Here is a 22,285-nt window from a genome sequence, read left to right as displayed (position 1 = left end):
TTCTACCTGCCGCTACTCCGGTGCCGATGTTGCCCACATGTTCGCCAGCAGTTGATAACTGGGGGTGTCCGACAGCGTCTGCATCGATTCGTAGATCCGTTGATACTTGGTCGAGGTGATCCGCCAGTGGCCGTCGTTGTCCAAGCGGTAAGTGTCGGAATAGTATCCGGCACCCCTGATCAGCACCCCGTACTGCGTCGCGATCACAGTATCCTCGAAAGCCCATGAGCCGCTGGCGGTGTCGCCGTCCACGCTGATCTCGGGATGGTTCGCGATATGCACGGAGACAACCTCGGGGCCGAGGTTCTCTCGCATGAATGCGGTAATCGCCGCCCGCCCATCCAATTCGAGCGGTTCGCCGAGCGCACGGGTGCCGTACCGCCCGATCGCGTCGACGGCGAGAGTGTCCGCGAACCCATCCCACTGCTTCAGATCCAGCGTGCGGAAGTATCGATACTTGAGCTGCCGAACCGCTTCCATGGCCTCGAGATCCATGGATCCAGCCTGACACATCAAACAGTAACCTGTTCTACTTTCACGGGACGATGTCGCGGATTGCGTGCCGCTGCTGAGCGTTCAGCCCGTCACCCCCAGTACTCGCCGCGCTCCTTGCGTCGCTCGACCTCGGCCAGATACTCGGCCTCCTTGGATGTGCCCAGCCGGTCTTCGTCGCCGTACTTGTCCGGCAGGTGCCTGAGCTGGTCGGGAGGTATGGCGTCACGAATGCGGTCGAATTCGGCGACCAGCGCCAATGTCTCGGCCTTTTGCTCCTCGGTCAGCGGGTCCTCTACCTCATGTGCTTCATGAAAGGTCTTGCCGTCTATTTCTTTCGGCATTGATCTACTCCTCCTTTGTTCACTTTTCTCGCAATATGATGACAGTCCGTCCGCCGTCGATGGTTTCGTTCTTGATTACCTCGAATCGGGTGTCGGTTCTGAACAGTACTTCTAGCTCTTCAGGACTGCCGCCGTTGTGTCCAATGTATTTTCCGTTGACCGATTGGATCTTGAATTCTACGTTGCGGTCTTTAGCGGCGTCGGGCGATGCGGAAGAGGACGTGAACGAGTGCTCAGTCACGTTGTCACCCTCCTTGTATCGCGCGATCTCGTCGGGGGTGAGCTCGACACGGCGGGTAACCACACCCTCGTACGGTGGCATCTTGTCCAGCCCAGCGTTGACATTGGCGACCCACGCCTTCTCATCAGCGCTCAGCTCGCGTCCCTCTCGAATCGCCTTGTTGATCACCGACCCGTCACTGACGTACCGATTCAGCGCGGCTTGCTCAGTGGGCGACAATTCGGTTCTCGCAGTGCCGGGTGGATGCCGAGTCGGCAGTATCTCGACCGGATCCTTGACAGTCGGAGCCGATTTCGGATCCGGTTTCGGCCGCAGCGCCGCTATGCGGTCCATTTCCGCGGAGTACCGCGCAATGTCTTGGTCCATCTTCACCCCGGCGCGAATGCCGCGTTCACGCAGCCAACTCTGGATCAAGGCGCGCATGGGCCGCGCGTAGCGGGCGCAGATGGCCGCCGTCGCGGCCAACCCGATAGCCGCACCTGCCCCGAAGGTGATGAACGAGGACGCCACCGAAATCGCGGCGGTGACCGCCAGCTCTTGGATGAGCGCGTCCCGCACCATCTCGAGTTGCTGTTTGAGTTGGTCGCGAAGTTCATCCAGCGCGGCGCGGTGATCGCGGCACGACTGCGCTAGATCTCCCATGGCTGCCAGGGTCGTTTCCGCCGCAGCTTTCATCGCGCGCAGGTCTTCGTCGATGTAGGCCGCTTCCGGCGCGATCACCACCTCGAACGCGACTGCGGCGGCTTCGAGCACCGCAGGGAACCCGGCTGCGCCTTCAGCATTCTTCGCGGCATCCCAGGTATTGGCGGCGTTGCTGATGGTGGTGGCGTTGCCGTCGGGAACCGTGAGCCCGATCTCCCGCACCAGGCCGAGTCCGCCGTCGACCAACCCGTTGCCGGACCCGCCCGCCGACGGGAGCGGTACCCGGCAGTTGAGCACGGGATACATCGGTGCAGTCGGTTTGATCGGCGAGGGTCCGGCGTTGACGGTCGCACCGTGCTCATCGAGGGCACGCTGATAGCCCATGCTGTTGAGCAGGACCGCGTAGGAGTGCGCGGCATCGGCCACCCGCGTGACCATCTGCAAGATCTCTTTGGCCCGCTTGTCGTAGGACTCGGCCCATTTCACCGCGTCCTCGTACGAACCAGCCATCTGGACGGTTTGCTCCATGGCGGGCCATTGCGCGTCGACCGCCGACCACCATGCGGACGCGCCAGCGGCAATCTTGTTGGCGGCGTCGTAGTAGACGGCTGTGTCGACGTCCAGAACTGTGCCGGTCACTGGCTGGTTCCACCGCCGCGGCCGAGCATCGCGAGATTGGCAGCGGTGCCGCTCTCATAGGATTGGCGTGCCGCAGCGGCAGCCCGCTTCATCTTGTCCAGCCCCTCGTTGACTTTCGCGGCGGCAGTAACCCATTCAGCGTGTGCCGTCGCGTGTGCGTCGGCTGCCTGACCGGTCCATGTCTGCTGCACGGTGGCGACGCGTTCGTCGATCTCCCGCAGCGTCTCGGCGACGAACGCGGTGAGTCCGCCGACTTTCGCCGTCACAGCTTCGAGTTGTGCAAGATCGACGCGGTATTGATCAACCATGTGCGTTGTACCCCAGCCACTTTCGTTGGTGAATGGATGATGCGGGCGGTCAGGGCAGATCGAGCGAGCTGACGGTGCTCGCGGTGTTGGTATCGGTGGCCTGGCTCCGGTCGACCACCACGCCAAGCAGTTCGGCCATTTCGGCGAGGGCTTCGAACACATCCAATGCCGCAGTGTGGGTTTCGTCCCATGCCACGGCGTAGGCGATGGCAGCGCTGCCGCGCCAACTCGACATCAGACCGTCGACGTCCGCGGATGCGGTGCGCAGACCGCTGATCAGATGCTGTGCGGCCTGCTGCACGTAGCGTCCGGCGTCGGTGACTTCATCGGGCACCAGCGCAAACGTTGGCGCTGACTCTGTCATGCTGCGAACCCCCTCATTAACCCGGAACCGACGTGCGATCTGATAGCTGACAAACATACGGCCAGTTGGTTCCATGCGAAAGTTCGCGGACGGCTTTGGCAGCGTCGGGGAGTGTCCGATCCGGTTGGGTGGGTACTCGGTAGAGCGAGGCATGCCGATGCCATGCATGCGCTCATCGCATCGATCGTCACGGGAGCCTGCTGTGAACGAGAGTCCTGTCACCCCGACCACGACCCGCCTGCATGATCCTGCCTTGGATCAGTCCGTCGCCTTGGATGCCGCGGCGGACCGTTTGGAGAAGGAGTTCGACGGCATTATCGAGGACGACGCCATCGAGAAGTTCCTCCATTCGGCCTACGACCATGTCGCCGACCACGCGACCATCGACACCTTCCTGCCGCTGCTTGCTGAGCGTTACACCCGAGAGTGGTTGTACGCCTTGGTCGGTCAGCGGGTCGGCTCCGCATAGTTGTCAACACTCGGTTCCGGCTACCGAGAAGATCCGTAGTGGTCTCCGTAGTTTCCGGGATTCCACTTCGTGCTCGCCGAGGCATTGTGATGGGGGACACAAAGGTGTGTGCCGAAAACGCACATGCCTAATAGAAATACTTCTAAGCTCTAGGCGAGCACACGTGGAGGTGAGCTATGACGGTCGAGGCGGTGACCCATCCCGAGTCCGGAGAGTTGTGGACGGGATCGGGACCAGCGTCCGCTCGGCCGCCACAGCCGCCGGTGTCCATGATCGAGCGAATGACGCTGATACTGGAGGCTTTCGACGGCGCGACGCCGACGCTCACCCTACTCGGTCTCGCTGAACGCACCGGCCTGCCCCGGTCCACGGTGCATCGCATTCTCGATCAGATGATCCGCTTGCGCTGGCTCGCGCACGCGCCCGGCGGCTATCGGCTCGGCATGCGCAATCTGGAGCTGGGCGGACTTGCCGCCGACCACAACGAGATTCGCGATGTGGTGAGCCCGCTGCTGCACGATCTGTGTCAACGCACCGGCATGGTCGGGCATCTCGGTGTGCTGGACGGTCGCGAGGTGCTCTACCTGGACAAGGCAGGCGGTCGGTGTACCGCGAGCGTGCCGACCCGGCTCGGCGGCCGGATGCCCGCGCACAGTACGGCTTTGGGTAAAGCGCTGCTCGCGTCGCTGGAACCGAGCATCGTGGAAACCTCGTTCCGGGACCGACTACCGCAGCTCACGCCGCGAACCATTTGTGAGAGAACCGAATTGCACCGGGAACTCGCGCGGGTCAGACACCGGCAGGGTGTCGCGGTGGACAACGAAGAATCGGTGCTCGGCATCGCCTGCGTCGCGGTGCCGATTCGCGGGCGCGGCGCTGCGGTGGCCGCGTTGTCGTTGTCCGGGAACATCGGTGGTGAGCGAACCACGTTGGACACCGCCCGCCTCGCCCGCGTCCTCGTCGAGGTCGCACACGAGGCAGGCCGCTCACTGTTCCCGCGCCACGCTCGGTGGCGCTGAATTCCGCAGCTGAACTCCTGCCCGCTGCGGACTTCCGCCCGCCGCGGAACACCCGTCCGCTGCGGACTCCCGCCCGCCGCGGACTTCCGCTCAGTGCGGAATAGAGTCGATCAACGCCCGCGCACCCTGGCGAAGCAGATCCGCGCCGACGAAGAACCCGAGCGCCTGCGGATCCTCCGGCACACCCCAGTGATGCGAGTCCAACCACTGACTTCCGTCCAGGTTGAACACCTTGCCGTGCAACGTGAGCCGACCGGTGCGGTCGGTGGTCGCATAGCCCGCGATGGGGGAGTTGCAGTGCCCTTGCAGCGCGTGCAACATCGCGCGTTCCGCATCCGCCTGCCGGTGCGTGTCCGCGTGATCCAGCTTCGCACCGAGTTCGAGCAGTTCGGTGTCGTTGTTGCGGCATTCGAGGACGATGATGCCCGCGCCGATCGGCGGGCACATGGTGTCGAGGTCGAGGGTCTCGGTGATCCGATGCGCCTGGTCGACGCGGTGCAGTCCGGAGACGGCCGCGATCAGCACATCGATGTGCCCCTCTTCGAGGCGAGCCAGGCGGGTATTGACGTTGCCGCGCAACGGCCGCACCGTCAGTTGCGGGTAGTGCAGCCGAAGTTGAGCGGTCCGGCGCACCGAACTGGTACCGACCACGGTCCCCTCGGGCAGCTCGGCCAGCGGCGCGCCACTGCTGGTGATGACCGCGTCGTGCACGTCGTCGCGGGGCAGATAGCCGGCGAACGCGAGCCCTTCCGGCACCGGGATATCGCCGGGGATGTCCTTGAGGCAGTGCACGGCAACGTCGGCCTCGTCGACGAGCAAGGCATGGTCGATCTCTTTGACGAAGGCGCCTTTGCCGCCGAGCTTGGCCAGGTCGCCCATCCACCGATCCCCGGCGGTGGTGACCTTGACCAGTTCACTGTCCATTCCGAGCCCGGCAAGCAGCCCGGCGACCTGTTCGGCCTGGGCCAACGCCATCGGACTCGAGCGGGTGGCAATGCGAATAATGCGCGAACGCGACATGCCGACCGACATTACTCCCGGCGCCGACTCGTTCTCGACCGAGGCCCGCCTTACCTATCGGACTATCTCTCCCGCGGAACCTGCCGCGCGCATCCCCGAGGCGACGACAATGGGAGGGCCGGGGCGAGACTGGCCGGGGTAAGGAGCACCACGTGCTGTACAGCGACGAACATCAGGAATTCCGGGCGATGGTCCGGCGCTACCTGGAACAGAAGATCAACCCCCACGTCGACGCGTGGGAAGAAGCCGAAATGATGCCGCTGCACGAGATTTTCGCCGATATGGCGAAACTCGGGATGCTCGGGCTCGAATACGACCCCGCCTATTCGGGCCAGGGCGCTGACCACCTTTTCACGGTGGTGCTGTGCCAGGAGCTCGGCCGGGTTGCCCACGGATCGTTTCCGATGGCGCTCGGCGTGCACGTCGCGATGGCGACGCCGTCGCTGCACGCGCATGGCAGCGAGGAGCTCAAGCAGGAGTATCTCGCACCGGCTATGCGCGGTGAAACCGTTTGTGGCGTTGCGGTTACCGAGCCGGAGGCCGGTTCGGATGTGGCGGCCATCCGGACGCAGGCGCGCCGCGACGGCGACGACTGGGTGATCAACGGCTCGAAGATGTTCATCACCAACGCCGTCCAGGCGGATTGGCTGTGCACGTTGGTGCGCACCTCGCCCGAGGGCGGGTATCGGGGCATCAGCCAGATCATCGTGCCGACCGACGCTCCTGGCTTCAAGGTGCATCGCAAGCTGGACAAGCTCGGCATGCGCGCCTCCGACACCGGCCTGCTCACCTTCGAGGATGTGCGAGTTCCGGTGCGCAACACGATCGGTGAGATCGGCCGCGGCTTCCAGCAGCAGATGTCGCAGTTCGTGATGGAGCGGATGTTCGCGGCCTACAGCGCGCCGATCAGCTGCGCTCTGCAGCTGGAGATGACTCGCGATTATGCCAAGCAGCGCAAGGTATTCGGCCAGCCGCTGACGGCGAACCAGTATCTGCAATACACCTACGCCGAACTGGCCGCCAAGGTCGACATGCTTCGCGTCTACACCGAGGCGATCGGGCAGTCCTACGCCGACGGCGGCGATGTCATCAGGATGGCGACGATCGCCAAGCTCGACGCGGGCAGGCTGACTCGGCAGGTGGCGGACTGGTGTCTGCAGGTGCACGGCGGGATGGGTTATATGTCGGAGACCTGGACCTCTCGGGCGTTCCGGGACAGTCGTCTGCTCAGCATCGGCGGCGGCGCGGACGAGGTGATGCTGCGGGTGCTTTCCCTGATGGACGGCTTCGCCTGACCCTCCGGTATATGCCTAGGCGATATAGTCCTAGTCGTGACCGATGCGCAGCCAGACCCGGCGGACGCCGAGGTGCCCGATCTCCCGACGACCAGCTGGGCCGTGCTCGGCATGCTGTCGCACGCCGACGAGCTCTCCGGTTACGACCTGAAGAAATGGGCTGACAGCAGCCTGCAGTTCTTCTACTGGAGTCCGTCGTTCAGTCAGATCTACGCCGAGCTCAAACGGTTGGAGAAGCACGGCTACGCCAGCTCGCGCACGGTGCTGCAGGAGGATGGCGTGCGCGGCAAGCGGATGTATGCGATCACCGCGAGTGGGCGTGCGGCAGCGGCACATTGGGTCAATCACGCGCCGGTGGAGGCGCCGGTGCTCAAGCACAGCGTGATGCTGCGGGCCTGGCTCGGCCATCTCGCCGAGCCGGATCGGCTGCGGGAAATCCTCACCGAGCACATCGGTTACGCGGAGCGGATGCGCGGGCTCGCCGAGGCGGATGCCGCGACCGAGCAACCACAGCGTCCGTATCCCGCCGCTGTACTGCGCTGGTGCGTCCGGCATTACGAGGCGGAGGCGGAGTTCGGCAGGGAGCTGCTCGCCGATGTCGACAAGGGCGCGGCCAAGATCACCAGGAAGGCGCGGAGCCGCGCGTCGTGACCGGACGATTTCCGGTGGGCTGCCGGAGTGTCCAGTTGGATGCTGGGGATTTGCCCCATGCTTGCTGAAGCGTGAGTCTTTCACTGCGAAGAATTTTCGTTCATCGCATGCGGCGGGCGTTCGGCTGCTTTCCTAAGGGACGTCAGGATGGACAGTCCGTGAGGGAGCGCAGCGAGCGAGGTTGCCGCGTACCCTGCGCGTGACGGAGCCGAGCGTGTGTGCGGCGCAGTCATGCATAGGTGAGCCGGAGTCGGGGAGCGATGCACCGGATACCGATCAACCAGCGACATTTCCGTTCCGGATGGCTGTGGACCGGCATCGGGCTGGTAGCCATCGCAGGCGCCGCCGTCTGGCTCACCCGCCCCGAGCCGGTGCGCTGCGACGCGCGGGACGCGATGATGGCCCAGTCGGCGACGTCGCGAACGCCCGCTGTCACCATGACTTTCGGCCCGCTCACCACCTCCGCGCCGCCGCCGCAGCCGGTCGTTTCGGGGGAGGCGCGCTATTACGCGTTCAGCAGCGGAGTGGCGTGTTCGTTCCCCGGACTGCCGCTGGACGGCTTCTACGTCGGGATGTCGACGCCGGAATACGGCACCGCCGATCCATGCGGTGCGTTTCTCGACATCCAAGGTCCGCACGGCGACGTGCGGGCACAAATCGTCGACCGTTGCCCGGGATGTGCTCCGGGACAACTGGATCTGAGCAAGGCAGCGTTCGACCAGATCGCCGACCCGGTCGAAGGGGTGGCGAAGGTCCGCTACTCGGTGGTGCGCAATCCGGAGCCGCCGTCGGAGCTGTCCTATCAGGTGAAGCCGGACTCCACCTCCGTGTGGTTCTCGATGCTCGTCAGCGGAGCTGGAAACCCATTGCGGGAGGTGACTATTCGGCCCGCGGCCGGTGGCGCGTGGCAGACCCTGTCCCGCGGCATGGACAACTACTGGTCCATCACCGGCGCCGGGGCAGGGCCGTTCGCCGCGCGGATCACCGATGTGCACGGCAACCAGGCGGAGATCCAGGGCATTACGTTGGATGCGGGAGCGCGAGCGAGCGGTGCCCGGCTCTATACCGGCGAACCACTGATCACGGCCCCGATCTCGCCGCCGCCACCGATCACCTCACCGACCACGCTGGCGGCAGCGCCACGACCGCAACCCGACTCGGAGCTGACTGCGATCAGCTGTAAACCGTAGACCCCAGCCGTAAGTCGTAGATGTCAGCCGAAAGTCGGTGGGGTAGCCGTCGGCGGTAGCTCCTACCTGTAAACCCCAGTCCCTAACCGACTTTCGCCGCAATCGCACGCCCCGCGGCCCGCCCGGAGAAGATGCACCCGCCGAGGAACGTGCCCTCCAACGCGTTGTACCCGTGCACACCGCCACCACCGAACCCGGCCACCTCGCCCGCCGCGTACAACCCGGGGAACGCGCTGCCGTCCTGCCGGATCACCTGCGAGTCGAGGTTGGTCTGCAAGCCGCCCAACGTCTTTCGGGTCAGGATGTTCAACCGGACCGCGATGAGCGGTCCGGCCGCCGGGTCGAGGATCCGGTGTGGTTTGGCCACCCGGACCACCTTGTCGCCGATGTACTGCCGCGCGTTGGTGATCGCCATCAGCTGGCTGTCCTTGGAATACTTGTTGGTCACCTCGCGATCCCGGGCCACGATCTGACGCTCCAACGCGTCGTGGTCGAGCTGCGGGCCGCGCGCGATCTTGTTCATCCCGGTGACGAGGTCACGCAGGTTGTCGGCGACCACGAAGTCGACGCCGTGCTCCTTGAACGCCTCCACCGGGCCGGGCGCACCCTTGGCGATGCGGCTCTTCAGCGCGAATTTCAGGTCCTTGCCGGTGATATCCGGGTTCTGCTCGGACCCGGACAGCGCGAACTCCTTCTCGATGATCGACTGGGTGAGCACGAACCAGGAGTAGTCGTAGCCGGTGGACAGGATCTCCTTCATGGTGGCGTTGTTGTCGAAACCGGGGAAACACGGTGCGGGCAAACGCCTTCCGTTCGCGTCGAACCACAGCGACGACGGCCCGGGGATGATCCGGATGGCATGGTCGGGCCAGATCGGATCCCAGTTCATGATGCCTTCGGTGTAGTGCCACATCCGATCCCGGTTGACGATGGCGCCGCCTGCGGCCTCGGTGATGCCGAGCATCCGGCCGTCCACGTGCGCGGGCACTCCGGAGATCATCGTCTCCGGGCATGTGCCGAGACGCTCGGTGGGCCAGTTGCGGCGGATCAGGTCGTGGTTGTGGCCGATGCCGCCGGACGTCACGATCACTGCCTTGGCGCGGAACTCGAACTCGCCCACCACGGTTCGGGACGACTTCTTGCCGCGTTCGAGGTCGGTCGCCTCGAGGATGCTGCCACGCACTCCGACGACGGCGTCGTTCTCGACGATCAACTCGTCCACCTGATGCCGGAAGTTGAAGCCGACCAGCCCGCGCTGTTCACCGGCAAGCACCGGCTCGGCGAACACCCGCACGACTTCCGGCCCGGTGCCCCAGGTGAGGTGGAAGCGCGGCACCGAATTGCCGTGCCCGTCGGCGAATCCGCCGCCGCGCTCGGCCCAGCCGAGCACCGGCGTCACCTTCAGGCCGAGATCGTGCAGATAGTCCCGCTTCTCGGTGGCCGCGAACCGCACGTACGCCTGCGCCCACTGGCGTGCCCACAGATCCTCGTCCTCCCGGTCGAAGCCGGCCGAGCCGAGCCAATCTTGCAGCGCCAGTTCGTAGGAGTCCTTGATGCCGAGGCGGCGCTGTTCCGGCGAGTCGACGAAGAACAACCCGCCGAGCGACCAAAAGGCCTGTCCGCCAAGGTTGTTGCGATTCTCCTGGTCGAGCACGAGCACCTTGCGGCCCGCCTTGACCAACTCGTGGGTCGCGACCAACCCGGCTAGGCCTGCGCCGACCACGATGACATCCGCCGCGGCGGCGAATTCGGGACTGGTGTTGGACATGGTCATCCTTCGGTTTCGGTGCTGTAGGCCAGCACGACATGGAAGAAGAGTTCGGTGCGCCTGCGGCGCACGGCACGGCTGCGTGGTTCCATCAGCACTTGAACGCTGGTGCCGTCGTGCACCGCGACGAGCGCCTGGCCGAGTGTTTCCGGATCGGGCACGGTGCGCCCGATGCGCGCCAACGCGGCGATGATGGTTGGCATCAGCGCGGTGCTGATGGCTTCCTCCCGCGCGGCCATCACCTGCCGCAACCCGGGATTGCGTAAGGCGTGCGCGGTGAATTCCGCGGTGATCCGGTACCACGCCTCGTCGATCGGCACCGCGCGCTCGAGGCGTTCGATCGAGCCGCGCACGTCGTCGCCGCCGGTGACGGTGATCTCGTCGAGGACGCGCTGGACCTCGGCGAGCATCGCGGCCGACCGCTGTTCCCACATGGCGAGGAACAGCTCGTCGAGCGAGGCGAAGTTGGAGTAGAAGGCGCCGCGGGTGAAGCCGGCCCGGTCGCAGACTCGTTCCACGGTGGCCCGGCCGAAGCCTTCCTCGGCGAAGGCGTCGTAGGCGGCGGCGAGCAGGCGGTCTCTGGTTTCGGCGCGGCGGCGGGTCACCCTGGTCGCCGCGGCTCCTGCCTCGGTGGATGACGCCAACGGGTACCTCCTCGGACGGGACCGGGAACAGACGGCCGGTTGGATACAAAAACGTATTCGATACATAAATGTATCAGACGCGGAGCTGTGACGTGGCGAAATCGGCCTAGTAGGGTCGAACCCAACTCGAGACGACCGTTGCTTTCTTACGACACAGGGGAGATCGGCATGAACGAGATGGCTCGGTCGGCGTCGATGACCGGTTGGCGCGTGCGCCGTCCCGGGCCGATCGATGGAGGTCCGCTGGACCAGGTGCGCGAACCGGTGCCCGAACCCGCGTCCGACGAACTGCTGATCCGGGTGCTCGCCTGCGGCGTGTGCCGGACGGACCTGCACGTGGCCGAGGGTGATCTGCCGGTGCACCGCGCCGGGGTGGTGCCTGGCCACGAGGTGGTCGGCGAGGTCGTTGCGGTCGGCTCGGCGGTCGGGGCAACGGGGACGGACGACCGCTTCGCCGAGACGTTCGCGGTGGGCGACCGCGTCGGCATCGCCTGGCTGCGCGGGACCTGCGGCGCGTGCAAGTACTGCTTGCGCGGCAGCGAAAACCTCTGCCCCCGTTCGGTATACACCGGCTGGGACGCCGACGGCGGCTATGCCGAATTCGCCACTGTGCCAGCGGCTTACGCGCTGCGGCTGCCCGAGGGGTACACCGACGCCGAGACGGCGCCGCTGCTGTGTGCGGGCATCATCGGTTACCGCTCGCTGCAACGGGCACAGCTGCCGCCCGGTGGCCGCCTCGGTGTCTACGGCTTCGGTGGCAGTGCGCACATCGCCGCGCAGGTCGCGCTCGCCCGTGGTGCCGAGGTGCACGTGATGACCCGTGATCCGGCGGCCCAGGAGCTGGCGCTGGAGCTCGGCGCCGCCTCCGCGCAGGGCGCCGCGGATCCGCCTCCGGTGCAACTGGATTCGGCGATCCTGTTCGCGCCCGTCGGCACCCTGGTGTTGCCCGCGCTCGAGGCGCTCGATCGGGGCGGCATCCTCGCCATCGCAGGCATTCACCTGAGCGATATCCCGGCGCTGAACTATCAGCGGCACCTGTTCCAGGAGCGGGAGATTCGCTCCGTCACCGCCAACACCCGCACCGACGCCCGCGAATTTCTCGCGCTCGCAGGCGAACACCGCATAGAAGTGACCACTCGTGGGTATTCCCTTGGGATGGCGGATCAGGCCCTGGCCGATCTCGCGCATGGACGTTTCACTGGCGCAGCGGTTCTCGTCCCGTAGAAATGCTGAATCAGGACACGATTCGGGGCTGAGTCCGCATCGTTCGGGTCGACTTCCTTGACGACCCGGTCAGCGGTTCTTACCTTCGCGGATATATAGCCGAGTGCCGCTTGTCTTTGACAAGCGTCACTCGGCTTCTCACAACGGCGTGAGTGGGTGATCACGATGGCAAACCGAAAGGTAATTCATTTCGACAAGTGGCGGGTGGTGCAAGCATTCGTTGTGCTACTGCTCGTCGCGGGATTCGGAACGACGACAGGATTGCCCGCGTGGGCATCGTCTTGTGCGGCGGTCGATGTGGTGGTGGCACGAGGAACGCAAGAACCCGGATTTCTGGGTTCGGCGATCGGTGACCCCGTCTTCGACACGATCCGCCAGGCGCTTCCGGTGAGCGTCAGCGCATACCGGGTGAATTATCCTGCCGACCTGCTCGATCCGAGTTCGATCGGTCGTGGCACCTCCGATATGACAGCGCATGTGATGTGGCAGTCCGCGGTCTGCCCGGATCAGCGATTCATCCTGGTGGGGTACTCACAGGGCGCGGTCGTCACGCACGGTGTGCTCGGCACCGGCCCGGCGGCCGGGCTCGGCGGCATCAGCACGTTGCCGTTCGAGTACGAGTCGCGGGTGGCTGCGGTGCTGCTGTTCGGTGATCCGCTCCTGGTGAACGGCACGACGGTGCCAGGTCTCTACGCCTGGCGCACCGGCAATTACTGCACCGGCGGCGATCCGGTGTGCGGTGCCGGTGCGGATCCGGCACAGCACGGCAACTACGGCTGGGCGATGTGGCCTGCGGCGAGCCTCGCCGCCAGGTTGGTGTGAGTTCGTCGGCGGGAAATCGGCGGGGTCGACCCTCTTGTCGGCCCCGCCGACGCCGTGCGCAGGGTAGCGAATTGTTTCATATTGCACAGCAAATTCTCTGAAACGCCTGTGGTCCTTTTCGATTCGGAAACGGTGCGGCGAAATCCGATGAAACGCGGACAGTTCGGGTGGTGTGGCCCCGGTCAGCGTGATAGGAACAGCAAATGTCCGATGATCCCGACATCGCACAAGCCCGGGTGTTTCTGGACTTGCTCGCCGCTCACGCCCGTGGACTCACGCGGGCAATCTCAACTGCCGAAAGGACATTCCAAACGCATCGACTGCGCGAACTTCATGCCGAGCTGCACACCGTGCGCAACTGCATCGCGCGAATCCACTACCGATATCCGAATATTACGCCGACCTACCAGGCTCGCGCCTGATCCGGTCGTTTCATTCGCTCACAATTTGCGCACTCTGGTGGCGCGGAACTGAAAGCTGTCCTGCTGCGCTGCCTCGTAATCGAAGTCGACGCGCTCCCCCGGATCGAGGGCACGGAACCCCGTGCCCTCGATGACGCTGAAGTGGACGAACGCGTCGCAGCCGGCAGGCAGCTCGGTGGACGCGATCGCACCCCAACCCTTTTCGGTCTTGTAGAACTTGACGATGCCCTCGGTCATGCGTCGATCATCGCGCGATTACCACTGCAGGCCGGGGACCACCCGTGCCACTCGCGCGGCGGGCCCTGGCAGCGCCATCAACGGCATGAGCACCGGACCGAGCACCGTCAACGGATTCCGGCCCGAGTCGCCCGCCTGCGCGGCGCTCTTCTTCTTCCCCTGTGCCGCAGTCGATTCCCCGAAGAGGCGGAAGCCCTGATGCAGGATCGTCCGCTTCACCGACGGCATCAGCAGCTCGACCGCCTGGGCGAAGGTGCCGACGGGGGTGTCGATGCGGTGCGGCCGATCCTCCAGCGCGCGCAACACGATGGCGGCGGCCTGATCCGGATCGGGCACCGGCAGCGAGCGGTAGAGATCGGTCGGCGCGATCATCGGGGTGCGCACCAGCGGCATCCGCACCGAGGTGAACGTGATTCCGGCATCCCGGTTTTCGACTGCGGCGATCTCGCTGAAGTTGTCCAGCGCCGACTTGCTCGCGACGTAGGCGGCGAACCGGGGCACCTTGGTCTGCACCGCGATCGAGGAGATGTTGACGACGTGGCCGAAGCGCCTGGCGCGCATCGACGGCAGCAACGCGAGGATGAGCCGGACCGCGCCGAAGTAGTTGACCGCCATCGTCCGCTCGAAATCGTGCATGCGGTCGGTGGAGTTGAGCACCGAACGGCGGATCGAGCGGCCCGCGTTGTTGACCAGATAGTCGACGTGACCGTGCTCGGTGAGGATGGTCTGCACCAGCGTCTCGACCGCGTCCGCGTCGGTGATGTCGCAAGGATAGTCATGTGCCACACCGCCTTCCGCACGCACCGAGTCGGCGGCGTCGGCCAGGTCGTCCTTGCCGCGCGCCACCATCAGCACCACCGCGCCGCGCCGGGCGACCGCGTGCGCTGTGGCGAGACCGATGCCCGACGACGCGCCGGTGATCAGCACGACCCGGCCGTCGAGTGCCGCGCGGGGGAGCTCGGGGCGATCGCGATGCGTGTCGAGGTGCGCCCGCCAGTACTGCCACAGCTGGTCGGCGTAGCTGTCGAACGACGGCACCGACAGGCCTGCGCCGCGCAGCTGCGCCCTGGTCGAGTCGGAGATGAACTCCGCCGAGAACGACACGTGCGGCGCGACGGCGGCGGGAATGCCCAACTGCTCCAACAGGAAATCGCGCACGGTCGGAACACCGGGCAGCTGTGCGAGTCCGCTCAGCGCCATGGCGCTGCCCGGCACGACGCCGATCCCGGTGGGTGCGCCCGCGGCCGTGGCGAGCGCGCGGTACACCTCGCGGAACGGCTGCGGCTCCGGGTTGACCAGGTGGAAGGTGCGTCCGTCCAGGCCGGGCCTGCGCACCAGGGTGGCCATTGCGGCGGCCACGTAGTCGACCGGCACGATGTTGGTGGCGCCGAGGTCGGGCAGCGGCAGCGGCACCTCGGACGGCAGCGCGGCGAGCTTGGCGATGGCGGAGAAGAAGTAGTACGGGCCGTCGATCTTGTCCATCTCGCCGGTGCGGGAATCGCCGACCACGATCGCGGGCCGGTACACCCGCCAGCGCACCCCGTGCGATTCGCGCACGAGCTTTTCGGCCGCGAACTTGGTCCGGTGGTACGGCGAGGTCAGCTGCTGGCCGAGGTCGAAGTCCTCTTCGAAGAACTTGCCCTTGTGGTCGCCTGCGACGGCGACCGACGAAACATGGTGCAGCACAGCGTCGATCTCGCGGGCCAAGGCGAGCACCGACCTGGTGCCCGCGACGTTGGCCGCGTGCGCGGTGTCTTCGTCGGCGGTCATGTCGTAGACGGCGCCGAGGTGGATCACGTGGTCGGCGCGCGGCGCCTCGCGGGTGAGGCCGAGTCCGTCGGCGGTGAGATCGCCGACCAGCGAGAACACTCGCTCGCCGCCGCGCCATGCGGTGGCGAGGTCGGCGAACTTCTGCAGTGATTCCTCGCGCACCAGCACATGAATGACCGCGTCGGGATCATTGTCCAGGAGCTCCTGAACGACCCGCCGCCCCAAGAATCCGGTACCGCCCGTCACGATGTAGGTAGCCATCGCCCTCTCCTGCTGTTCATTCGAACCGTGTTGTCGCACAAGTCATCCGGCATGCAACGGTGAATGCGGAGGGTTGGTGTGGTTCGGCCGCGACGCGCGGCAACAGCGGTCGGGGCCGAAGTAGGAACCCCTTCGTCCTGACTTATAGGAAACAGTAATTGATCCTGGACAACCCCGGCAAGCGCTCCGGGCTGGATCACGCTGTGGGACTGGTCACCTATCGGTGCAGGTCAAAGGGTAAGTGTTACAACAATTTCCAGCTAACTTCGTACTGGTCACTTGTCCAGTAAATTGCTGGGTAGCGCAAGTTAACGCTTTTCGACTCGCGCGGTCGGTGGTTGGATCGGCGGCTTGTCGCGGAAGAACGCTTCGAGCGCATCGAGATCGGTCGGGCCTGCGACGTTGTCGGTGCCCTCGGTGAAGGTGGTGAAGCCGTCGCCGCCGGCCGCCAGGAAGCTGTTGGTGCTGATGCGGTACGTGGCGACCGGATCGAGTGGTCGCCCGGCAATCCGGACGGTATCGCCAATTATCTTGGCGCCCTTGGGTGCTGAGTCGGAGTAGGCGTAGGTGATGCCCGCGGGGGAGAGCACGGCAGGCCTACTGGTGTTGGTCCATTGCTGTTCGAGCAGGCGCAGCACTTGCTGGCCGGTGAGCGTCAGCGTGACCACCTGATTGCCGAACGGCTGGACCGTGAAGATGTCGCCGTAGGTGACCGGCCCCGCCTTGAGATCGGCGCGCACGCCGCCAGGGTTCATGAAGGCCGCAACCGCGCCTGCCGGTCCGCTCGTCGCCGCGAGCATCGCGTCGGCGATGACCTCGCCGAGCGGTGAGGTACCCGCCGGAGTCGGGCTCTGCGACAGCACCTCGGCGGCCGTGCCGACCACCCGCGCCGTGCGCGGGCGCGCCTGCTCGGCATAGAAATCGACCAGCGCGGTGGTGGCCGCGTCCGGCGTCACCTCCCTGGTGACCACCCGATTGACCGCCGAGGCTTGCACGCCGTCCGGGGCGAACCGCAGCGTGAGATCGGTGATCAGCCTGCCGTAGGACGCGGCCTGGGTGACCACCTTGCCGTCGATGGTGCACACGTAGGACTGGTGGCTGTGCCCGGTGAAGAGCGCCTTGACCGCTGGGTCGACGCGGGTGGCGAGACCGGTGACATTGGGGGAGATGTCGGCGCAGTCGTTGTAGTCGACCGGAACGTCCTTGGCGGTCTGCTGGCTGCCGCCGTCGTGCAGCAGCGCCACCACCGTCTCGGCGCCCGCTGCCTTCAGCTCGGGCACGTATCGGTTGATCGCCTCGGCCTCGTCGCCGAAGCGGAAGCCGCGAATGCCCTCCGGGAAAACAAGATTCGTGGTGTCCGGGGTCACCGTGCCGACGACGCCGATCTTGTGCCCGCCGACCTCGAGGATCGTCCACGGCTTCAGCGCGGGCGGCAGCTTGCCTTCGGCGTCGGTCACGTTCGCGGCCAGGTACGGAAACCTCGCGCCGGTGAACGGTGCGCCGGGCGAACACCCGTCCACTGCGCACCCGCCCTGCTGCATGCGCGCCAATTCCAGGACGCCACGGTCGAATTCGTGGTTGCCGACCGAAGAGGCGGCGACGCCGATGGTGTTCATGAACGTGACGGTCGGCTCGTCGTGGAAGAGGCCGGAGATCAGCGGGCTCGCGCCGATGTCATCGCCTGCCATGACGATCGCGCTCGCCGGGTAGGCCGCCTTCAGTCGCGCCAGATGCGTGGCGAGATAGGCCGCGCCACCCGCGTCGGTGCCCGCGATCTTGCCGGTGGCCCCGGCGGGCGGCTGCAGGTTGCCGTGGAGATCGTTGAGCCCGAACAGGTGCACCTCGTCGGGCTTGGCTTCCCGTAGGTCGTTGGTGGAGATGAGCGGGATCACCGCAGGCACGGTCGAGGTGGTCGGCTGCTCGCTCTTCGGGTCGGTGGCGCCGCACCCGGTGACCAGTGCGACGCTGAGGACTCCGGCAACAACCATGGCGATGCGACGGTGCGCTGTCATGGCAGTGACTGTCCCACGCCCCGGCCGTCCCGTGCCACCGCACACGCCTGTCTGCGTGCGTGTTTGCGCGGTGCTCCGGTTCAGTTCACCGCGAATTCCGATCGGGTGGCTAGCTATTGAGCGAACGACCAAGTCCCGCTGTGCAGACGATCGGAGTGATGTCACCATGACGAGTTCGATAACGCGACGCAATGCGATGAGAGTGCTGGGGACGGCAGGCGGTGTGCTTGCCGCCAGCGCCGGAGTGCCGATGGCCGCGGCGGCGCCTGCGGCCGGGGAGCTCCGGGTGCTCGCGATCAACATCTGGCTCGGTGCCAGCAAGATTTCCAACGGGATCGGGCTGGTCACCGATCTCATCATCGACACGCAGGCGTCGCTGGTGCTGCTGTCCGAGGCGAATCAGGCGACCAAGAAGATCGCGGACGCGTTGGCGAAGAAGGGGCACAAGTTCAACGCGGTGTCCTCCGGGGACACCGGGCTGCTCTCGGCGTATCCGGTCGAGGACAGCGCGGATCAGCAGTGGATGGTCAAGGCGCGGTTGAACATCGACGGCAAGCGGGTGACCGCCTACGCCGCGCACCTGGAATATCGGTGGTACGCGACCTACCTGCCGCGCGGCTACGGCGCCGGTGTGCCCGCGCCGGGCGAGTTCTCCGAGTTCGGCTGGAACAAGATGCCCGGCGGGCCGGTGACCGATCCAGCGACGGTGCAACGGGTGAACGTGGCATCGAGTCGCCCTGATGTGATCGGCCGGTTCATCGACGACGCGAAAGCCGAAGCGGCGGCGGGGCGTTCGGTGATCATGGGCGGCGACTTCAACGAACCATCGGTGTTCGACTGGGTGCCTGCGACGGCGAACCTGTTCGACCACAACGGTGTCGTGGTGCCGTGGGAGAGCACCCGCCGACTGCAGCAGGCCGGTTTCGTCGACGCCTATCGGTCGGCTTACCCGAACCCGGTGACCCACCCCGGCTTCACGTGGCCGGCCAGTAACCCGGATGCGCCGGTCTCCCAGCTCACCTGGGCGCCGGAGGCCGACGAGCGCGACCGCATCGACTACATCTTCACCGGCCCCGGCGCCGGGCTGAACCTGACCGGCGCCGGCATCGTCGGTCCGCGCGGCTCGATCGTGCGCAACGCCCGCAAGGACGAGGACACCAAGGACAATTTCATTTCCTCGCCCGCGAAATGGGTGACCGATCACAAGGCGGTGCTCGCCACCTACCGAATCAACTGATCACCTCGCTGTAGACCGACATCGCCGCGCCATTGTGTCGCGGCGATGTTTGCGTTCCATGGCGCGGCGCACCGGCCGATGCGGGAATTTCGGGGTCGAGCAGGTTTGAGTGCAATACTGCGTGGCTAATGGATAGGCAGATGAGTACGCGGCCATAGTTCACAACCATATGGAGGGCTCGGTCTTTGAAATTCTCACGCATAACCTGGTCGGTCACTGCTGTGCTTGCCACCGTGGCGATACTGCCCGGAACGGCCGCTTCGGCCGAGAGCTCGCTGTTCGGTGTGGCGCCCGAGGTGACGCAGCGGATTTGCGACGGTATCGACCACGACGCTCGATGGTATACGGAGGTCGCGGGCTGGCTGGAACTGTCGCCCGCCATCTTCGATCAGCCGGTGCACACCGAAACCCGGCGCGAAATCTTCGCGAATCCGGTGTTCGACACGCAAACCAGGCAGGCGACATGCGAAAGGAAGGATGAATACAACGACAAGCTCAAGGAACTGATCACGAAGTACTACAAGCAAGGGAATTTGAACACCGACTGCGGCAGCAAAGACGGGTTGCAGCGATTTATCGAGCGTCGCTTGACGCTATTCGACTGGATCGCGGCGAGCGACTGGGATGCGCCACGGCCCGCAGACGTTACGTGCGTGGCCTGAGCCGGTCAACTCTCGAGTTGTTGCTCAGGGGGTGGGAGCACGCGGTGGGTCAGCTGGACGAGGCGTGAGTTCGGTGGTTGCCAGACGGCGCTGTCCTCGAATGGCCATGCGTAGGTCAAGGCTCCGTCGCGGATGCAGTCCAGCAGGCCTGGTGTCGCGAGCTCGTCGGCTGACCACTCATAGAGTCGCTGCGACCTCGGTGTGATCACCCCATAGTCCAGCAACCTGCCGAATCCGAGTTCGGCGCTGAGGTAGGACGCGACACTGTTGTGGAGTGGGTACTCGTCGGGGAGTATGCGCGACAGTTGCAGGAAGATCCCGGTCATGCCGAGTCTCGGGTCGCCGAGGGGTGGGGCGATCGGGTGGAGCCAAGCCAGTGCGAGGCGGGGGTTCGCGACGAGAGCGTGCGCGTACAACACCCGGCAGAGCACGACATTCATGAAGAAGCGCTCGGCTGCGTTCTCCGCCGCCGCGAGATCGTGATGCGCGAGATAGGCGGCTACCACGCTGCCGTTGTGCGCCCGATACCAGGCGCGGGCGGTCGGATGCTCGGCGAACGACAGCCAAAGGTCGACGGTCGGCGAGGACGACGGTCCAGGAAGACCTCCACTCAGCGCTACGGCCTCGCAGCCGTCCTGGAGGACGCGTTCGTTCACAGCCCGCCACCACGGACTCCCCGGACGGTCGCTGGACATGGGGTGCAGCAAACCTCGCCGATGCTGCCAGCGCATGAACGACAGCGCCGCCCGCCGGAAAGGCAGATGCCGCGGTGCCTTGCCGAACGGGCCGTCGTAACAGCGCCGCATCAGGGCAATCCTGGCCGCCGGATCGTCACGGACCGCGGCGACCTGCTGCTCGGCCCAGACGGCGGCGGCACCAGCAGCAGTCATGCGCTGGAGCTGACGCTCGAGTCAGAGCCGAAAGGCACTGTCCGCGTGGGATTGTCGCTCATACCATCGATCGAAGGTGCTTGCCACCTCCGGTACTGGGAGAAACTGATGCTGAACATAAAAGACCCGACCTCGACCGACATCACCACCTCGCGAGGTATTCCGCAGCAAGATTTCTTGAAGGCTACCGAGCTGGTCGTCCAGTTCGTCGCCCCGAAACCCAAGGCGTCTACCTCCGCCTACAAACTCCTCAGCATCATCGTCAAGAATGCGATCGACGACAAGTCGGAGACATACACCGAAATCGACGTCGCCTACGCCTACGCGAAACTGTACAAGCTCGCCGAGTCTAGGAAGACGCAGAGCGAAGCTGACCGCGCGTACCTCCTCGGGGTCATGGACGGCAAAGAGAATCAGACACGGGCACGGAAACTTGCTGGTGCGCAACGTGATCAATCCAAGAAGAGCAGCGACGACCTCGACAAGCTGGAATCCGAGCAGTATGTCTTCATCGCACGTGGCACCGATGCTTCGCAGGCGCGAAAGATCCTGACCGAGGAGACGTTCGGCGGTCTGGCGTCCAATCCCGACCGCACCAGCGCGCCGACGGCCGACGACGCGGACAAGCAAACCGGCTTCGGCGACAAGGGAACTGAGGCAGGCGTCATCGAGGAATGGTCGCTCGGGCAATTGGATGGGTTCGCCACGAACGGGTTCATGATGCTGGCCGCCGCCGAACCGGTGTATGTCACCTTGCCGCCGAAAGGCAAACGCAGTGCCGGAGAACGCGGGGTGTGCGGCTACGCCGATCGGCGGCTCGCTGGTGTCGCTATCGGCGGTCTGGGGCGGGCGGGGGAGGGTATCGACCCGTTGGTTCGTGAGGTCGACGGCATTGTCAAGGCTGACCATCGCACGCTCGCCGCCCTCTCGGCGCTCCAGGAATCGGCTGCGCGGCGAGTGATGTAAGCGAGCGGCGCAGTCGGACAACGCAATCTGCCTCGACGTCCAGCGGGTTGGTGACACCTGCAAGCCCTAGCGTGATGTGTGGCGCTATCTCTGCTGGGCGTCCATTCGTCGGTCCACGACCAGCAGCCGTCGTAATCCATGGATTACGACGGTCGGGGGTCTTAGTGAGACCTGCCGGCCCTGGGCCGCTCACCCGGGGCCGGAGTCGTTGGCTCGCTGTCAGCCGGAGTCGATAGAGGCAGTCGAATTATCTGTGGGCGTGAGGTATTCGTTGGGGTGGTGGTAGTGGTTGATCCTTGGTTTGCGTTGGGGGTCGATGTGGATGGGTGGGGTCCATTGGGTGCGGCCGGGTGTGTGGTGGTGGGTGGGGGTGGCGGTGGTGGTCCAGCGGCCGGTGGTGGCGAGTTTGTGGTGGGGTTCGCAGGCGAAGGTGAGTTGGTCGGCGTCGGTCGACCCGTCAGCGGCCCAGTCGGTGCGGTGGTGGGTTTGGCACAGGTAGCCGGGTTTGGAGCAGCCGGGGTAGGTGCAGCCGATGTCTTTGGCGTGTAGGACGATGCGTTGGTCGGCGGTGGCGATGCGTTTGGCGCGTCCGAGGTAGAGGGGGCGGCCGTCGGTGTCGTCGAACAGGGCGAGGTAGTGGCGGGCGTGGGCGGCCATGCGGATGGCGTCGTGGATCGGCAGCAGGCTGCCGCCGCC

Annotated in this window: 25 protein-coding genes; 11 read left to right on the top strand and 14 right to left on the bottom strand. The window is 65.5% G+C overall.

Annotation, left to right across the window (positions count from 1 at the left end; translation table 11 throughout):
- Positions 1-12: 12 nt before the first annotated feature.
- The 5 genes from NA11_RS37825 to NA11_RS44365 form a co-directional block, all read right to left on the bottom strand.
- Entirely contained in the window at positions 13-495 is a 483-nt protein-coding gene (locus NA11_RS37825; protein WP_069166899.1) for a nuclear transport factor 2 family protein, read from the bottom strand.
- Between the two features lie 89 nt (positions 496-584).
- Complete coding sequence (locus NA11_RS37820) at positions 585-836, bottom strand: hypothetical protein (protein ID WP_069166898.1); 252 nt, start codon at positions 834-836, stop codon at positions 585-587.
- A gap of 19 nt (positions 837-855) precedes the next feature.
- Positions 856-2,358 carry an ADP-ribosyltransferase gene (locus NA11_RS37815; RefSeq protein WP_069166897.1) on the bottom strand — a complete coding sequence of 501 codons (1,503 nt, stop codon included), beginning with the start codon at positions 2,356-2,358 and terminating at the stop codon, positions 856-858.
- Entirely contained in the window at positions 2,355-2,666 is a 312-nt protein-coding gene (locus NA11_RS37810) for a WXG100 family type VII secretion target (RefSeq protein WP_069166896.1), read from the bottom strand. The genes NA11_RS37815 and NA11_RS37810 overlap by 4 nt, the downstream gene beginning before the upstream one ends.
- A gap of 49 nt (positions 2,667-2,715) precedes the next feature.
- Positions 2,716-3,030 carry a WXG100 family type VII secretion target gene (locus NA11_RS44365; RefSeq protein ID WP_167837819.1) on the bottom strand — a complete coding sequence of 105 codons (315 nt, stop codon included), beginning with the start codon at positions 3,028-3,030 and terminating at the stop codon, positions 2,716-2,718.
- Between the two features lie 202 nt (positions 3,031-3,232).
- On the opposite strand from NA11_RS44365, the gene NA11_RS37800 reads away from it, so the two are divergent.
- Together NA11_RS37800 and NA11_RS37795 are read left to right on the top strand one after the other, a co-directional pair.
- The gene (locus NA11_RS37800) at positions 3,233-3,499 is read left to right on the top strand and encodes a three-helix bundle dimerization domain-containing protein (protein WP_069166894.1); all 267 of its coding nucleotides are present in this window, start codon (positions 3,233-3,235) and stop codon (positions 3,497-3,499) included.
- A gap of 176 nt (positions 3,500-3,675) precedes the next feature.
- On the top strand, positions 3,676-4,518 hold the full coding sequence (locus tag NA11_RS37795; protein WP_069166893.1) for an IclR family transcriptional regulator: 843 nt from the start codon (positions 3,676-3,678) through the stop codon (positions 4,516-4,518).
- A 90-nt stretch (positions 4,519-4,608) separates the two neighbouring features.
- On the opposite strand, the gene hemC is transcribed toward NA11_RS37795, so the two are convergent.
- Positions 4,609-5,538, bottom strand: coding sequence for a hydroxymethylbilane synthase (gene hemC, locus NA11_RS37790; RefSeq protein ID WP_069166920.1), 930 nt, complete (start codon positions 5,536-5,538; stop codon positions 4,609-4,611).
- Positions 5,539-5,690: 152 nt separating this feature from the next.
- Between hemC and NA11_RS37785 the strand changes: the two genes are divergently transcribed.
- The 3 genes from NA11_RS37785 to NA11_RS37775 all read left to right on the top strand — a co-directional run bounded on the left by NA11_RS37785 (position 5,691) and on the right by NA11_RS37775 (position 8,674).
- Positions 5,691-6,833, top strand: a complete 1,143-nt coding sequence (locus NA11_RS37785; protein WP_069166892.1) for an acyl-CoA dehydrogenase family protein — start codon at positions 5,691-5,693, stop codon at positions 6,831-6,833.
- A gap of 36 nt (positions 6,834-6,869) precedes the next feature.
- Complete coding sequence (locus tag NA11_RS37780; protein ID WP_218023461.1) at positions 6,870-7,484, top strand: PadR family transcriptional regulator; 615 nt, start codon at positions 6,870-6,872, stop codon at positions 7,482-7,484.
- Between the two features lie 260 nt (positions 7,485-7,744).
- Entirely contained in the window at positions 7,745-8,674 is a 930-nt protein-coding gene (locus tag NA11_RS37775) for an expansin EXLX1 family cellulose-binding protein (protein ID WP_069166891.1), read from the top strand.
- Positions 8,675-8,756: 82 nt separating this feature from the next.
- Here NA11_RS37775 and NA11_RS37770 read toward each other — a convergent pair whose 3' ends face one another.
- Positions 8,757-10,448, bottom strand: coding sequence for an FAD-binding dehydrogenase (locus NA11_RS37770; protein ID WP_069166890.1), 1,692 nt, complete (start codon positions 10,446-10,448; stop codon positions 8,757-8,759).
- Positions 10,445-11,086: a TetR/AcrR family transcriptional regulator gene (locus NA11_RS37765; protein WP_069166889.1), complete on the bottom strand. Its 642-nt coding sequence runs from the start codon at positions 11,084-11,086 to the stop codon at positions 10,445-10,447. The genes NA11_RS37770 and NA11_RS37765 overlap by 4 nt, the downstream gene beginning before the upstream one ends.
- Positions 11,087-11,254: 168 nt before the next feature.
- Here NA11_RS37765 and NA11_RS37760 point away from each other — a divergent pair, with 168 nt between their 5' ends.
- The 3 genes from NA11_RS37760 (at position 11,255) to NA11_RS45280 (ending at position 13,554) form a co-directional block, all read left to right on the top strand.
- Positions 11,255-12,310, top strand: a complete 1,056-nt coding sequence (locus NA11_RS37760) for a zinc-binding alcohol dehydrogenase family protein (protein ID WP_369691188.1) — start codon at positions 11,255-11,257, stop codon at positions 12,308-12,310.
- 165 nt (positions 12,311-12,475) lie between these two features.
- A complete protein-coding gene (locus NA11_RS37755; RefSeq protein ID WP_069166917.1) occupies positions 12,476-13,132 on the top strand; it encodes a cutinase family protein in 657 nt (218 codons plus the stop codon).
- Positions 13,133-13,335: 203 nt separating this feature from the next.
- The gene (locus NA11_RS45280; RefSeq protein WP_141718075.1) at positions 13,336-13,554 is read left to right on the top strand and encodes a hypothetical protein; all 219 of its coding nucleotides are present in this window, start codon (positions 13,336-13,338) and stop codon (positions 13,552-13,554) included.
- 18 nt (positions 13,555-13,572) lie between these two features.
- Here the strand turns inward: NA11_RS45280 and NA11_RS37750 are convergent, their stop codons facing one another.
- The 3 genes from NA11_RS37750 to NA11_RS37740 form a co-directional block, all read right to left on the bottom strand.
- Complete coding sequence (locus NA11_RS37750) at positions 13,573-13,791, bottom strand: cold-shock protein (protein ID WP_069166888.1); 219 nt, start codon at positions 13,789-13,791, stop codon at positions 13,573-13,575.
- Positions 13,792-13,809: 18 nt separating this feature from the next.
- Complete coding sequence (locus tag NA11_RS37745; protein ID WP_069166887.1) at positions 13,810-15,822, bottom strand: SDR family oxidoreductase; 2,013 nt, start codon at positions 15,820-15,822, stop codon at positions 13,810-13,812.
- Between the two features lie 308 nt (positions 15,823-16,130).
- Complete coding sequence (locus tag NA11_RS37740) at positions 16,131-17,834, bottom strand: bifunctional metallophosphatase/5'-nucleotidase (RefSeq protein WP_245746511.1); 1,704 nt, start codon at positions 17,832-17,834, stop codon at positions 16,131-16,133.
- Positions 17,835-18,030: 196 nt separating this feature from the next.
- Between NA11_RS37740 and NA11_RS37735 the strand changes: the two genes are divergently transcribed.
- Positions 18,031-19,071 carry an endonuclease/exonuclease/phosphatase family protein gene (locus NA11_RS37735; RefSeq protein WP_245746510.1) on the top strand — a complete coding sequence of 347 codons (1,041 nt, stop codon included), beginning with the start codon at positions 18,031-18,033 and terminating at the stop codon, positions 19,069-19,071.
- Here the strand turns inward: NA11_RS37735 and NA11_RS45275 are convergent.
- Complete coding sequence (locus NA11_RS45275) at positions 19,064-19,303, bottom strand: hypothetical protein (RefSeq protein WP_141718074.1); 240 nt, start codon at positions 19,301-19,303, stop codon at positions 19,064-19,066. The genes NA11_RS37735 and NA11_RS45275 overlap by 8 nt on opposite strands.
- Position 19,304: 1 nt before the next feature.
- Between NA11_RS45275 and NA11_RS37730 the strand changes: the two genes are divergently transcribed.
- The gene (locus NA11_RS37730) at positions 19,305-19,733 is read left to right on the top strand and encodes a hypothetical protein (RefSeq protein ID WP_141718073.1); all 429 of its coding nucleotides are present in this window, start codon (positions 19,305-19,307) and stop codon (positions 19,731-19,733) included.
- 5 nt (positions 19,734-19,738) lie between these two features.
- On the opposite strand, the gene NA11_RS37725 is transcribed toward NA11_RS37730, so the two are convergent.
- A complete protein-coding gene (locus NA11_RS37725) occupies positions 19,739-20,389 on the bottom strand; it encodes a hypothetical protein (RefSeq protein ID WP_245746509.1) in 651 nt (216 codons plus the stop codon).
- A gap of 42 nt (positions 20,390-20,431) precedes the next feature.
- Here NA11_RS37725 and NA11_RS37720 point away from each other — a divergent pair, with 42 nt between their 5' ends.
- Positions 20,432-21,589 carry a hypothetical protein gene (locus tag NA11_RS37720; protein ID WP_245746508.1) on the top strand — a complete coding sequence of 386 codons (1,158 nt, stop codon included), beginning with the start codon at positions 20,432-20,434 and terminating at the stop codon, positions 21,587-21,589.
- Positions 21,590-21,808: 219 nt separating this feature from the next.
- Here the strand turns inward: NA11_RS37720 and NA11_RS37715 are convergent.
- A partial coding sequence (locus NA11_RS37715) for an HNH endonuclease signature motif containing protein (RefSeq protein WP_141718072.1) occupies positions 21,809-22,285 on the bottom strand: 477 nt, incomplete at its 5' end.

Source organism: Nocardia altamirensis NBRC 108246 (assembly GCF_001612685.1).
Lineage (GTDB): Bacteria > Actinomycetota > Actinomycetes > Mycobacteriales > Mycobacteriaceae > Nocardia > Nocardia altamirensis.
This window is presented reverse-complemented; position numbering and strand designations above follow the sequence as displayed.

Coding starts and splice junctions, on each gene's coding strand:
- NA11_RS37810 (WP_069166896.1), bottom strand. CDS start 2,666: ATGGTTGATCAATACCGCGTCGATCTTGCACAACTCGAAGCTGTGACG.
- hemC (WP_069166920.1), bottom strand. CDS start 5,538: ATGTCGCGTTCGCGCATTATTCGCATTGCCACCCGCTCGAGTCCGATG.
- NA11_RS37760 (WP_369691188.1), top strand. CDS start 11,255: ATGAACGAGATGGCTCGGTCGGCGTCGATGACCGGTTGGCGCGTGCGC.
- NA11_RS37750 (WP_069166888.1), bottom strand. CDS start 13,791: ATGACCGAGGGCATCGTCAAGTTCTACAAGACCGAAAAGGGTTGGGGT.
- NA11_RS37825 (WP_069166899.1), bottom strand. CDS start 495: ATGGATCTCGAGGCCATGGAAGCGGTTCGGCAGCTCAAGTATCGATAC.
- NA11_RS37770 (WP_069166890.1), bottom strand. CDS start 10,448: ATGACCATGTCCAACACCAGTCCCGAATTCGCCGCCGCGGCGGATGTC.
- NA11_RS37795 (WP_069166893.1), top strand. CDS start 3,676: ATGACGGTCGAGGCGGTGACCCATCCCGAGTCCGGAGAGTTGTGGACG.
- NA11_RS45280 (WP_141718075.1), top strand. CDS start 13,336: ATGTCCGATGATCCCGACATCGCACAAGCCCGGGTGTTTCTGGACTTG.
- NA11_RS37735 (WP_245746510.1), top strand. CDS start 18,031: ATGAGAGTGCTGGGGACGGCAGGCGGTGTGCTTGCCGCCAGCGCCGGA.
- NA11_RS37755 (WP_069166917.1), top strand. CDS start 12,476: ATGGCAAACCGAAAGGTAATTCATTTCGACAAGTGGCGGGTGGTGCAA.
- NA11_RS37775 (WP_069166891.1), top strand. CDS start 7,745: ATGCACCGGATACCGATCAACCAGCGACATTTCCGTTCCGGATGGCTG.
- NA11_RS37820 (WP_069166898.1), bottom strand. CDS start 836: ATGCCGAAAGAAATAGACGGCAAGACCTTTCATGAAGCACATGAGGTA.
- NA11_RS37745 (WP_069166887.1), bottom strand. CDS start 15,822: ATGGCTACCTACATCGTGACGGGCGGTACCGGATTCTTGGGGCGGCGG.
- NA11_RS37740 (WP_245746511.1), bottom strand. CDS start 17,834: ATGACAGCGCACCGTCGCATCGCCATGGTTGTTGCCGGAGTCCTCAGC.
- NA11_RS44365 (WP_167837819.1), bottom strand. CDS start 3,030: ATGACAGAGTCAGCGCCAACGTTTGCGCTGGTGCCCGATGAAGTCACC.